Source organism: Frankia sp. AgKG'84/4, from assembly GCF_023242965.2.
Lineage (GTDB): Bacteria > Actinomycetota > Actinomycetes > Frankiales > Frankiaceae > Frankia.
Window position 1 is genome coordinate 1 of record NZ_JALKFU020000109.1, and the last position, 12,291, is coordinate 12,291.

Annotated in this window: 10 protein-coding genes; 5 read left to right on the forward strand and 5 right to left on the reverse strand. The window is 72.4% G+C overall.

Annotated features, from left to right (window positions below; all coding sequences use genetic code 11):
- Both MXD58_RS09785 and MXD58_RS09790 read right to left on the reverse strand, forming a co-directional pair.
- Nucleotides 1-3,339: NACHT and WD40 repeat domain-containing protein (locus MXD58_RS09785; protein WP_250609223.1), on the reverse strand; the 3,339-nt coding region annotated here is incomplete at its 3' end.
- 14 nt (nucleotides 3,340-3,353) lie between these two features.
- Complete coding sequence (locus MXD58_RS09790) at nucleotides 3,354-3,827, reverse strand: TIR domain-containing protein (protein WP_248837310.1); 474 nt, start codon at nucleotides 3,825-3,827, stop codon at nucleotides 3,354-3,356.
- Between the two features lie 222 nt (nucleotides 3,828-4,049).
- On the opposite strand from MXD58_RS09790, the gene MXD58_RS09795 reads away from it, so the two are divergent.
- Nucleotides 4,050-5,114, forward strand: coding sequence for a phosphotransferase enzyme family protein (locus MXD58_RS09795; RefSeq protein WP_248837311.1), 1,065 nt, complete (start codon nucleotides 4,050-4,052; stop codon nucleotides 5,112-5,114).
- A gap of 120 nt (nucleotides 5,115-5,234) precedes the next feature.
- Here MXD58_RS09795 and MXD58_RS09800 read toward each other — a convergent pair whose 3' ends face one another.
- Nucleotides 5,235-6,182 carry a biosynthetic peptidoglycan transglycosylase gene (locus MXD58_RS09800; RefSeq protein ID WP_248837312.1) on the reverse strand — a complete coding sequence of 316 codons (948 nt, stop codon included), beginning with the start codon at nucleotides 6,180-6,182 and terminating at the stop codon, nucleotides 5,235-5,237.
- Between the two features lie 501 nt (nucleotides 6,183-6,683).
- On the opposite strand from MXD58_RS09800, the gene MXD58_RS09805 reads away from it, so the two are divergent.
- Nucleotides 6,684-7,064: a hypothetical protein gene (locus MXD58_RS09805; protein ID WP_248837313.1), complete on the forward strand. Its 381-nt coding sequence runs from the start codon at nucleotides 6,684-6,686 to the stop codon at nucleotides 7,062-7,064.
- An 87-nt stretch (nucleotides 7,065-7,151) separates the two neighbouring features.
- Here the strand turns inward: MXD58_RS09805 and MXD58_RS09810 are convergent, their stop codons facing one another.
- Both MXD58_RS09810 and MXD58_RS09815 read right to left on the reverse strand, forming a co-directional pair.
- Nucleotides 7,152-8,411, reverse strand: coding sequence for an ABC transporter substrate-binding protein (locus MXD58_RS09810; RefSeq protein WP_248837314.1), 1,260 nt, complete (start codon nucleotides 8,409-8,411; stop codon nucleotides 7,152-7,154).
- Nucleotides 8,412-8,857: 446 nt separating this feature from the next.
- The gene (locus MXD58_RS09815; protein WP_248837315.1) at nucleotides 8,858-9,640 is read right to left on the reverse strand and encodes an enoyl-CoA hydratase/isomerase family protein; all 783 of its coding nucleotides are present in this window, start codon (nucleotides 9,638-9,640) and stop codon (nucleotides 8,858-8,860) included.
- Nucleotides 9,641-10,013: 373 nt separating this feature from the next.
- On the opposite strand from MXD58_RS09815, the gene MXD58_RS09820 reads away from it, so the two are divergent.
- From MXD58_RS09820 to MXD58_RS09830, 3 genes are all read left to right on the forward strand, one after another.
- Nucleotides 10,014-10,883 (forward strand): class I SAM-dependent methyltransferase, encoded by an 870-nt coding sequence (locus MXD58_RS09820; protein WP_248837316.1) that lies wholly within the window; start codon nucleotides 10,014-10,016, stop codon nucleotides 10,881-10,883.
- A gap of 123 nt (nucleotides 10,884-11,006) precedes the next feature.
- Nucleotides 11,007-11,777, forward strand: coding sequence for a sigma-70 family RNA polymerase sigma factor (locus MXD58_RS09825; protein WP_248837317.1), 771 nt, complete (start codon nucleotides 11,007-11,009; stop codon nucleotides 11,775-11,777).
- Nucleotides 11,774-12,291 (forward strand): zf-HC2 domain-containing protein (locus MXD58_RS09830; protein WP_250609225.1); only part of this gene is annotated, 518 nt, incomplete at its 3' end. The genes MXD58_RS09825 and MXD58_RS09830, both read left to right, overlap by 4 nt.

Genomic DNA, 12,291 nt, shown 5'->3' on the forward strand with positions numbered 1-12,291 from the left:
GCCGGTCACCCAGTTGGTGTGGCCGGTGAGGGTGAGGTGGTGTTCGCCGGTGGTGGCGTTCCAGATCCGCGCGGTGCGGTCGTCGCTGGTGGTGAGGATGTGGGTGCTATCGGGGCTCCACGCGCCGCCGGTCACCCGGTTGGTGTGGCCGGTGAGGGTGAGGTGGTGTTCGCCGGTGGTGGCGTTCCAGATCCGCGCGGTGTGGTCGTTGCTGGTGGTGAGGATGTGGGTGCCATCGGGGCTCCACGCGCCGCCGGTCACCCAGTTGGTGTGGCCGGTGAGGGTGAGGTGGTGTTCGCCGGTGGTGGCGTTCCAGATCCGCGCGGTGCCGTCGTTGCTGGTGGTGAGGATGTGGGTGCCGTCGGGGCTCCACGCGCCGCCGGTCACCGGGTTGGTGTGGCCGGTGAGGGTGAGGTGGTGTTCGCCGGTGGTGGCGTTCCAGATCCGCGCGGTGCCGTCGTTGCTGGTGGTGAGGATGTGGGTGCCATCGGGGCTCCACGCGCCGCCGGTCACGGTTTCGGTGTGGCCGGCGAAAGTGGATAGGCGGGCGTGCGTGGTGAGGGTGCGTGAGGCAGGCGCCAGGAGCCAGCCTGGGCGGGGGGCGGCGTCGTCGCGGCAGTGCAGGGACTGGGTGCGGTAGGCGTGGGAGTCGTCGAAGTGGGCGCCCCGCAGGTCGCAGCGGCGAAAGATCGTGCCCGGGAGGCTGGCGCGGCGTAGGCGCGCGTCGCGCAGGTCGCTGTCCATGAACTCGGCCCGGGTCAGATCGGTGTCGGTCAGGTCGGCGCCCGTCAGGTCGGCGGCTAGTAGTCGGGCGCCGACGAGCCGAGTGCCCGCGAGGACGGCGCCGCGGAGATCGACCCGGCCGCCACCCTCAATCCGCCAGCCCGCCAGGTCGGCTCCTGCCAGCACGGACCCGCGCAGCGCGTGATGCGGATGGTCGGCCCGCGTGGCGGCGAGGCCGTAGGCGAACGCCAGCACGGCGCCGGCGTCGGCCTGGCCGCCGGGCGGGTCCGTCGCCAGCGAGCGCAGCGTCGCGACGCACCGCGAGCGCCGTCCGCCGTCCAGACCGGCCAGGAGCTGGCCGAGGAAGTCGAGGGTCTCCCGGCTCGGCACGCCGAGCTGCCAGGCGTTGCGGGCCGAGGACTCGGGCAGCTCCAGCGCGCGGGCCAGATAGCGGGCGAGCCAGAACTCGCGCAGGGAGGTGTGGGCGAAGCCGAACGTGTCGTCGTCGCGGCGCACCAGGAAGGTCGCCGTGCGCAGATCGTCCTTCCAGCGGGCCGGGGCCCGGGCGGGATAGTGCAGTTCCAGGTCGGGGCGCTCGGCGAGGAACGCCAGCATCCATCGTTCGATCTCGTCGGCCGACCAGGAGGCCCGGCCCGCCCGCCACAGCCGGGCGGCGAGGTCCTCCATCAGCAGCTCCTTGTGCTCGGGGAGCAGCGAGTGTTTGCCTTCGTCGCGTTCCAGCCACTGCCCGACGAACGACGCGTACAGGTCTACGGCCCGCACGGTCCGCCCGGCGGCCTTCGCCCGTTCCACCGTGTCGAGCTGGTCGGCGACCATCCGCAGTGTCAACGGCCGCTGGGACAGCTCGCCCAGGTCGTGGACGCTGGCGATCAGCGCCAGCAGTCGGTCGGCGTCGCGGCCGGGGACGTTCGCCGTCAGGTAGGCGCGGACCTGCTCCTCGTCGAACGGCAACATGAGCAGCGCCAGGTAGTCGGCGCCGCGGGGGCCGTCGCGGTGCTGGCCGGTGAGGTGCCCGGCTTCGTCGCGGATCGAGCGGAAGTAGTGGGTGCGACACGACAGCAGCAGCCGGCTCGGCCGCGCCGCCTGGCGTTCGGAGTCGCGGGTGCGGCGGACATCCTCGGTCGCCCGCCACAGCATGCGGGTGAACACCTGGCCGGCATGCGGGTCGAGGTGGACGAGCACCTCGTCGAGCCCGTCGAAGATCAGGATGCAGTTGCCCTCGGCGACGAGGTCCAGCAGCCGTTCGGCGCTGTCGGGGCCGCCGTGGTCACCGGCCCGCAGCAGGGCTGCGACGATCTCCTTCAGGCCGAGGGCGGAGCGGGCCCATTCGGCGGTCAGGTCGCGCAGGTCGAACAGGATGGGCAGCGGCAGCGACGCGTCCCGCTCGCGGCGGGCGAGCAGCTCCCGGGTGAACATCTGGATGGTCGTCGTCTTGCCCATGCCGACGTCACCGAGCAGCGCGCACAGCTGCCGGGCGTCCGCCGCGTCGTCCGTCGCCCAGGAAAGCAGGCGTTCGACGGCCGGTGTCGGCGTGCCGAGCGGGCGCGGCACCGCCGCGTCGGAACCGCCCGCGCCGAACGCGGTCTCACCGATCTTCGTCTCGACGGGCTCGTAGTCCCACGCCGTTCCACTCGCCAGGCGGCGCGCGATCGCTTCCCCCAGTGTCCGGCGCGCCATGGCGTCCGGATGTGACCGGGCCGCCGTGTCCGCGGCGCCTCCGTCCGGCTCGGGCCGCTGTGCTGGAGACGCGGCGGCCGGGGAGCTGGGGAGCGCCTCTGGACGCTCCAACAGCCGGTCCTGGACGAGCCGGAGAACGTCGCGCACGAAGCGCAACTGCGCGTCGCGGCCCGCGCACTGGCTGAACGGGCGTTCCTCGAACTGGACCGTGCCGCTCGCGGGCCGCGCGCCGCTGGGCACCCCCTCCAGAGCGACGGTGAGGGGTCGGCGCGTGGTTCGACCCGGTGGCTGCTTTCTGCGCGCGCGGGCGCTGTCGAGATCGATGACGACGTCGGCCGACGCCCGCAGGCGGCGGCGCTCAGTCGCGACGTCCGCGCCGAGCGGGAGGTCGAGGGCGGAGGTGATGCGATAGCCGGGCACCGCCTCGACCTGGTCGATCATCAGGTCGACGAAGACCTGCTCTCGCCTGCGCAGTGCCTCCGACGCCTGCCCGGCGATCTCGATGTGGACGACAGGGGTCAGCACCTCCGTCACCGACGCTGGCACGGGCTGGCCGATGACGCGATCGGCCTGGCGCCGCGACAGGTCGGCCAGTTCCTCGCTGGTGCCGTCGGCGCCCTCGAACCAGCAGAACCGGCCGGCCGGCGGCGCCTTGCGACTGTCGGTGACCAGCCGCAGATCAACCTTCGCCTGCCGGGCGAGGCGGGTCAGGTCCGAACGGAACTTGCGGAACGAGTCCTGCGCCTTCGCGTCGTCGCCGCCAGGGGTGGCCACCGCCAGCGCGCGGGGCAGCGGGATGCGGTCGTCCTCGTCGATCAGTTCGGCGAGTTGGCGCAGCCGGGTGGACTGCAGGCCGGTGAGGTGGTCATCGAGCTGGGTGAGGCGACGTAGGACGGTACGGTCGGGGAGACGGGGCATCGGGGGCGCGGCGCTCAGGCGGCGTCGGCGAGGATGCGGCGGCGGATCTCCGAGGCCAGGCCCAGCGCGAAGCGTTCCCGGCTCGCGCCGCGAGTCTCGGTGAAACTGCGCCCGCCCGCGCCGGTGTAGATCTGCCGGGCGTCCACGCCGTAGAGCCGGCGGGAGCCGTCCAGCTCGACCCGCCTGAGCATCACGGGCAGCACCTTGTCGGCGTCCGGCCCGAGCAGCCGTGGCAGCTCCTTGGTGAGGATGTACGAGCTGGCGAAGAAAGCCGGACTCAGGAGCAGCAGCCCGTAGTCGCAGGCGGCGAGCTGGTCGAGGATGCGGCCCTCCCAGTTCTCGCCGATGCGCAGGTCGGAGTCCTGCCAGGAGGTGATCTCGACGTCCGCGAGGGTGCCGAGATGCAGCCGGTCGAGCAGATCGTCCTTGGCGGTGACGTCCCGGTGACACCAGCTCACGAAGATCGACGCCTGGACCACTGGGATCATCGAATCCCGCCTCTTCACGATTTTCCGGATCGGCTTCCGGATCAACTGCCGATGACCTTACCATGACGCTTCGTGTTTGATCGGGCGCAAAGGGATGCCGGTGCTCGGCCGGCGGAGATCCGCGCCCAGGCCGTGATGAGCCGTAGATTCTCGGTGCCGGCGCGGGGGGCATCGCCCGGCGGGTGCGGGAGTGCGGATGCGGGAGAGCGGAGGCGGTCGCGGGTGGGCGGCGTTACCTCGGTGGACGGGCTGGCCGGCCTCGACCGCACGGTCGGCGCGGCGCTGGCCGCCTACGATCTTGATGGGGAGCCCCGGGCCACGCTGCTGCATGTGTCCGAGAACGTGACGTACCAGGTCACGGACGCCGCCGGCGGGCGGCGGTGGGCGTTGCGGCTGCACCGGCCGGGCTATCACGGCGTCGCGGAGATCCGGGCGGAACTCGCCTGGGTGGCGGCGCTGCGCGCCGACGCGGTCGTGCGCACGCCGGCGGTCGTCCCGACCCGCACCGGTGGGGCGGTGGCGACCGTCCACGCCGGGCCGGTGGCGCGGCACGCGGTGCTGTTCGAGTGGATCGAGGGTGACTCGCCGCAGGCGCTGGCGCCCGACGTGCTGCCGGGTGCGTTCGGCCAGCTCGGCGAGATCACCGCGCGGTTGCATCGGCACGCCCGGCACTGGTCGCGCCCGCCGGGATTCACCCGCTTCGCCTGGACCTGGGACACCATGCTCGGCGCCGCCGGGCGCTGGGGGAGCTGGGCCGACGGGCTCACCGGGGCGCTCGCCGCCGAGCCGATGTCCGGCGCCGAGGTGCGGGCGGCGGTGGCGCTGGTGGGGCGGGCGGTCGAGGTGATACGTGGGCAGATGGCCGGGTTCGGGACCGGGCCGGAGCGGTTCGGCCTCGTCCACGCCGACATGCGGCTCGCGAACCTGCTGATCCCCGCGCCGGCCGGGGACACGGCCCGCGACGAGGTATGTGTCATTGACTTCGATGACTGCGGATTCGGGTGGTATCTGTGGGATCTGGCGGCGTCGTTGTCGTTCCTCGAGCATGTCGAGGGCATCGGTGATCTCGTCGCGGCCTGGCTCGCGGCCTACCAGCGTCGATTGCCGCTGACGGCGGCCGACGTCGCGATGATTCCCACCTTCGTCCTGGCGCGCCGGCTGCTACTGGTGGCCTGGCTCGGCACCCACCCGCATTCCGACGCGGTGGCGAGCGTCGCCGACTTCGCCCGGCAAAGCTGCGCGCTCGCCGACGCCTACCTGGCCGGACGGCTGCTCGGCGACGTCTGACGCGCGGCCGCCGAGGTCGAAAAGGCCCGTCGTTGACGGGCCTACATCAGCGGCCAGGCGCTGGTCATCGACGGCGGCCGGACGCTGGCCGAGTCATCCGCGCCCCGGGGATGACGGCGCTCAGCGCAGATTGAGGGGGTCTGCGGCGATCTGGGTGGCCTGGGTGCGGGTGAGGTGGCCCGTGGCGACCAGACGGTCGAGGACGTGGGCCTGGCGGCGGCGGGCGGCGTCGAGGTGGCTGTACGGGTCGTAGGCGCTCGGTGCCTGGACGAGGCCGGCGAGCAGGGTGGCCTGCGTCCACGTCAGCGCCGACGGGACGCGGCCGAAGTAGCCGGCGGCGGCGGAGGTGATGCCGTAGTAGCCGTGGCCGAAGTAGACGGTGTCCAGGTACATCCGGAGAATGTCGTTCTTCGGGTAGTGGGCGTCGAGCTTCACCGCGAGCGCCGTCTGTTCGACGCGGTCGGTGAGGGTTCGGCGGCCGCCGGTGTAGAGGATCTTCACGAGCTGCTGGTCGAGGGTCGCCCCGCCCTGGTCGTCGTCACCGAGCAGGGGGCCGACGACGCCGCGCACGGCGCCGACCGGGTCGATGCCGTGATGGGAGTAGAAACGGCTGTCCTCCGTGGCGATCAGTGCCTGTACCACCCGGGTCGGCAGGGCGCCGGACAGCGCCGTCGCGTGATGCTCCGTCGCCTGGGCGGCGACCTGGGCGTGCGCGTCCGACGTCGACGGGGTCGCGACGAGCAGCACCCCGAAGCCGACGGCGAGCGTCACCACCGCGGCGGACACAACGGCCAGGGCGCGCCATACCAGGCGGACCCAGCGCCGCTTTCGCGCTGGTCGACGCGGCCCGTACTCGACGTCACCGGCACGCTGATCTCGTGGATCCGGTGGTTGCTCGCCGCCCGCGCTGCCGTCCCCGGGACGGCCCCACGGGGCCGGTTCGTCGTGGTCCCAGGGGTCCACCGGCGTGCGCGCCTCGGTGCTGGCCTCCGCGCGGGCCGCGCGTCGGGATCGGAGGAGGTGACCGCTCGGCCCGAGCCGCAGACCCTTCGGCAGGGTGTCGTGCATCGGGCTCTCCTCTCGCGGTCCGCGTGACCGGTGCTGTGTCGCTGGCTGGTGCTGTCGCTGGCTGGTGCTGCCGCTGGCTGGTGCTGTCGCTGGCCGGTGCAGTCGCTGGCCGGTGGTATCTCTGGCCGGTGGTGTCTCTGGCCGGTGCTGTGTCTCCGGCGGCGCGGTGTCTCTGGATCGAGTATCCCGATTCGGGATGTGAGCAGGCTGTGAGCGGACCACATTCACCCTGCGACCGCCATCGCGCGTCCGGAAGGCGACCGGTCGGCCGGGCCGTCCGGCCTGAGATCAAAGGTCGGGCTGGGCGTGTTTCGAGCATTGTGCGGATGGTTTTCCCAGGTCGACCCGTATCCTTCGCCGAATAGATTTCACTGGACCATGCTGGCGGAGATTGTACGCAGGGTGGCGGGGGTATCTGGTCGGGGCGCGCCGTGCGGCGGTTCCGACGGGCGAAGAAGCGCGTCGGGAAGTCACGGCAACGCGACTCTCGAAAGGATGGCCATGACCGTACTCAAGGCTTTCCGCAATCTCGTTCTGACTATCGTTCTCGCCTCCACCGTGTTTCTGATCGCCGCGCCGGCCGGCGCGGCGACACCGACGACGCCGTCGCCGAAACCGGCGGAGGCCGCATCGTCGCCAGCGGCGGCCGCGGTCAAGGCACCGGAGAAGAAGCCGCCCGACCATCACGGCGACAAGCACTGGATCTGCCGACCCGGCTACTGGGAACCCGGCTACTGGATCCCCGGCTTCAGCTGGCACGGCCACTACTTCCCGAAGATTTGGCACCCCAGGACCTGGCACAAGGGTGAGTGCTGGTGGGGCCCGTGGCATGGGGACTGGCACCCGGGCAAGTACTCCGGCGAGCACCCGGCCGAGCACTGAGCGCGGTGGTGGGCCGAGCTGGACGGCGAGGTGAGCCGAACAGCGGACTGAGCTGAACGGTAGGCGCCCGGACCACGGTCCGGGCGCCTACTGCGTGGGCAGGACGTGCCCGCATTTCGGTGTGGCGCTGACGGGGGAGAAAGCGGAGCCCTTCGGGTTCACCCGCACGTAGTCGTAGCAGGGTGTCACGGCGGTGATCCCGCGGCTGAGGTTGATCGGCGCCGGCAGCAGCCCGTCGGCGTCGTAATGGGTCTGCTGGCGCAGGCCGGCGAGCACTCCGGCGCGGGTCGGGCAGACCCCGGCGGCGGCGATGCCACGCAGGAGCAGGTCAGCGCTGATCCAGCCGACCAGCGCGGGCCCGTCGGGCAGGGCTGCCGCCTGGGGTGCGTGGGTCGCGAGCGCGGTGAGGAAGCGCCGATGGGCCGCCGCGTTGATCTCGAACGGCGTGTAGTCCAGGAACGCGTACACGCCCGCCGCCTTGTCGCCGAGCGCGGCGAGTTGGGAGCGGTCGTAGCTGGTGGGACCGCCGATGATCGCGGCCAGTCCGAGGCCGGCTTCGCGCACACCCCGGACGAGTTGGTAGAACGTCGGTGCCGGGACGAAGGCGATGAGGCTGTCGGCGTCCGCGGCCAAGATCTGGTCGGCGAACGCCTGCCGGTCGATCGGGCCGGCCGGGACCTGCAGGCTCGTCGAGACGCGCAGGTCAGCCGCGCGCACGCTCTGTTCGGCCGCGTGCGCCATCGCCTGGGTGCCGGGGGAGAGCTGCAGCGAGACCACGGCGACCCGGCGCGCTCCCCGGTCGTTGAGGAAATCCCCCCAGCCGCTCGGCGCGGGCTGCGAGACCAACGGCCGGGAATAGCTGAACACGTTCGCCCGTGACGCGATCCCAGGGTCGGTGATCTGTCCGTCGACGACGGGCATGCCGGCGTCCGAGAGCACCTTCGCGGAGCCGGCGGAGGCTTCGCTGAACTGCAGGACGGCGAGGGTGTCATCGTCGCGGGCGAGGATGCGCGCACCCGCGGCGTTCAGCGACGGGGATCCCTCATCGTCGGCGATCCGGTAGCCGAGACGGCGGCCGTTGATGCCGCCCTTCGCGTTTACCTCGCCGAGGCGGGCGTCGACACCCGCGCGAAAGCGCGCGCTGGTATCGCCGTTGTCGGCGGAACCCGAATACAGCATTCCGAGGTCGATACTGGCGCGGTCGACTCCCGCGGTGGTCGGGCAGGGCGCCGGGCCGCCGTTCCTGGCCTGGCTCAGGATGTCCGACCCGCCGCACGCGGCGAGGCCGGTGACCGCGCAGGCGGCAGCGGCACCCGCCGCGATGACCGAACGCAGGGTTTTTCTCATTCCTCACCGTTTCCGTGCCGGGCCGGGCATGGGCCGTCCGCCGAGGTGGGGACGGGCCTCAGGGGCCCGAAATCCGACCTCGACGGTGCCGCCCGGGAGGGCGCGCACCAGCGGGTTCGGAGACCGGGCCAGAGGCAGCACAAGGTAACGGAACGGTGGTTCCACGGATCGGGCATACCCGGATATGCGAACCATTGGGCTACGCCTATCCGGGGTGCGGCCGAGGGGTGTTGCGGTGCGTATCGCGAAAAGTGATCGCCGGGGATTTCCCACCGCCGCGTTCCGCGCGGGAGTCGAGCCCGTGAACTGACCGACGGTGGTCGCTGAAACACCGCCAGGGCGCCTGGTTAGCTGGGATGGGGTAACCCGTCAGATCGGCCAGGGCTGCGACGGCGACCGAGAACGAACATCGGCGAATCGCCCCACCGATGGTGCGGACGCCGCGGTCAACGGCCGGTGAAGCGGGGTTCGCGGCGCTCGGCGTTGGCCTGGATGCCCTCGGTGAAGTCGGCGGTGGTGTATAGCACCGCCTGCTCGGCGGCCTCCCGCTCGGTCGCGGCCTGGATCGCGGGCACGAGATCCGCCCACATCGTCGCCCGGACGCTGCGTACCGCCAGCGGCGCCGCCGCGGCGATCCCGGCGGCGAACTCCACCGCCGCCGCCCGCAGCCCGTCCGCCGGGGCCAGCCGGTCGGCCAGCCCGATCCCGAACGCCTCCTCGCCCGTCACCCGCCGGCCGGTGTAGAGCATGTCCAGGGCCTTCTGCCGGCCGACGACCGTCGGCAGCGTCACCGTCAGGCCGAAACCGTGGTGCAGTCCGATCCGGGTGAAGTTCGCGACGAACCGGCTTTCGGGCGTCGCGACGCGGAAGTCGGCGGCCAGGGCGAGCCCCAGGCCGCCGCCGATCGCGGCACCCTGCACGGCGGCGACGACCGGGAGCGAGGCCGTGAACAACCGGCTTGCCGCGGCGTACAGGGCCAGCGGTCCGCTTCCGGTGAAGACCGGCTCGGCGGCGCTGGTGCCCACCAGGTCGGCGCCCGCGCAGAAATGTCGACCCTGGGAGGCGAGGACGATCACGCGGACGTCGGTGCCGGCCGCCAGCTCGTCGTAGGTGTCCGCGAGCGCCTCGATCAGCGGCGCGTCGAAGTAGTTGTGCGGTGGACGGCGGATCTCGACGACGGCGACGTGGTCGGACCAGGTCTCGACAGCGATCTCGGGGGCTGCGGTCATGGGGTTCTCCGATGCTCGGGGCCTGCGGGGGGCTGCGGGGCCTGGCGGCCCGCGTTACCCGCCGCCGGTGGCCGTGGGTGACGCGGTGTTTAGTCTGGTGCTTATACCGCATCCATCTGATTCCCGCCCGGTGACCGGATTCACGGGTCCTATGGCATGAATCGGTGGCGCGCGGGAGAGGCAGCCGACAAGAATCGGCCAGGCTGGGTGGACGATATTCGCGCGCCCGGTGCGTAGTGCGAGCCAGGCGCTGTCGCGGACGTTGGTCAATAGGTCGTCAATGCGTTCCCGGCCCGGTCCTCCGGCGCGGTCTTTGTCTGGTTGCTCTCCTGCAAAGAAACTATCCGTGAACCCGAGGTGCGAAGGAGCGATCATGAATGTTGAGGAGCCCGGGGGGCCGGTTGGAGTGCAACGTTCGGGACCGGTTCCGGCCACGCCGTCGGAACCGTCCGCCGGGCAGGTCTGGGCCCGCGGCGACTATTCGATGATTGCCCGGCTGCTGGTCGGCCTCGGCGGTGATCTGGTCCGGGCGGCCGGTGTCACCTCCGTTCACCGGGTGCTCGACGTCGCTGCCGGCAGCGGCAACGCGGCCATCGCCGCCGCGGAGGCCTGCGCGGAGGTCACCGCGGCCGAGCTGATCCCCGCGCTGATCGACCGCGGCCGCCGGGCGGCCGCCGCCCGTGGCGTCACCCTGGACTGGCGGCAGGCCGACGCCCAGCAGCTCCCGTTCCTCGACAGCGAGTTCGACGTCGTGCTCTCCTGCATCGGCGTGATGTTCGCCGCCGACCAGGCGGCCGCCGCCCGTGAACTCCTGCGGGTCTGCCGCCCGGGTGGGACGGTCGCGCTGGCCAACTGGACCGCCGAGGGCGCGATGGGCCGGCTGTTCGCCCTGCTGGAGCGGCACGCGCCGATCGACCGGGGCGGCCTGACGACGTCGACCGGGTGGGGCGACCCGGCGCACGTCGAGACCCTGTTCGGGGACGGCGTCGCCCGGCTGACGACCCATCGACGCACAGCCCGTCTCGCCTTCGACGGCTCACCCGCGCAGTGGTGTGCCCTCTACCGGGAGTCGTTCGCACCCGTCGTCGAGACCTACGCACGGATCGGTGCGGATCCCAGACGCCTCGCCGCCCTCGACAACGACCTGCTCCGGTTCGCGACGGGGGAGTACCTCGGTTCGCCCGGCGGGCCGGGTCGGTACGAGTTCGAATACCTTCTCGTGCTGGCGGAGCCGGCGGCCTGAGCGGCGCGGCGCGGATCACCCTGCGCCGTCCGGCGGCCGCGCTGTGCCGGGGGGCCAGTAGGCGGGCTGCGGCGCCTCCGTTCGGACGGTGCTGGTCGTGCCGACCACGACGCCGGTGGGGTCATGGCGTGCGCGTCGCTCCAGCCCCCGGCGAGCGGTTCCAGCGGTCATCCGCCCGGCCCGCCGAAGTCGCGTCCCGTCATCGTCACCGGGCGCGTTGTGCGGGGTGTGCTCGGGGTGGGTGCGGGGAGTGCCGGTGTGCCGGTGGCGAGCGGCACACCCGAACGGACGACTTCGTCCCTCGACGAGGCCCGTGGGTTGAACCGGGCGCCCGAATGGGACGTGATGGTGGGCGTGCAGGCGCGGTGGGGCGGTGAGATCGGGGTCGGCGACCCCGCCGCGGAGTTCGTGCGCGCCGTGTACGAGGAACACGGCGAGGCGCTGCTCTCGTTCGTCACCCGGATGACCGGCGACCGGGCCCAGGCGGAGGACGTGCTGCAGGAGACGCTGCTGCGGGCCTGGCGGCACGCCGGACGGCTCGGCTCCGACGGCCGGCCGCTGCGACCCTGGCTGTTCACCGTCGCGAGCCGCCTCGTGGTCGACGAGCGCCGGGCCCGCCAGGCGCGCCCGGCGGAGGTCGGCGCGGAACCCCTGGAACGGCTCCCGGCGGCGAACGAGCTGGATCGCGCGATGGAGAGCTGGCAGGTCGCCGAGGCGTTCCGCGCGCTCAGCCCCGAGCATCGCGCCGCTCTCGTCGAGACCTACTACCTGGGGCGCTCCGTCGCCGAGGCCGCGTCGAGGTTGGGAATTCCACCCGGGACCGTGAAGTCCCGGGTCTACTACGGACTACGGGCGTTGCGGCTGGCGCTGGAGGAACGGGGGTGGGCGACGTGACAGGTGACTGCGCCGCCCCGAAGATCGCGCTGGGTGCCTATGTCCTGGGCGCGCTGGATCCGGCGGACCGCTCGGAGCTGGAGATCCACCTCGCCGGCTGCGCGGTCTGCCGGGCGGAACTCGCGAGCCTCGCCGGCCTGCCCGGCCTGCTCGGCCGGCTGCGGCTGAGCGACATCACCGACCCCGACATCGCTGACCCCGACATCGCTGGCCCTCTCGGTGCTGGTCCTGGCGACACCCGACTCGACGACGCCGCTCTCGACGACGCCGCTCTCGACGACGCCGCTCTCGACGACGCCGCTCTCGACCACGCTGGTCTCGATGCCGGTCTCGATGCCGGTCTCGACGACGCCGGTCTCGACGACGCAGCCCTTCCCGTCGGCGCCGGGACCATGACGGGCGCGGCGGCTGGGCGTCCCGATCCCACCCGGGACCATCGTCGTCCCGCGGTCGCGGTGGGCGGCGGGGCCGAGCGGGCGCTCGTCGCGGTGCGCCGGTCGCGTCGGGCCAGCCG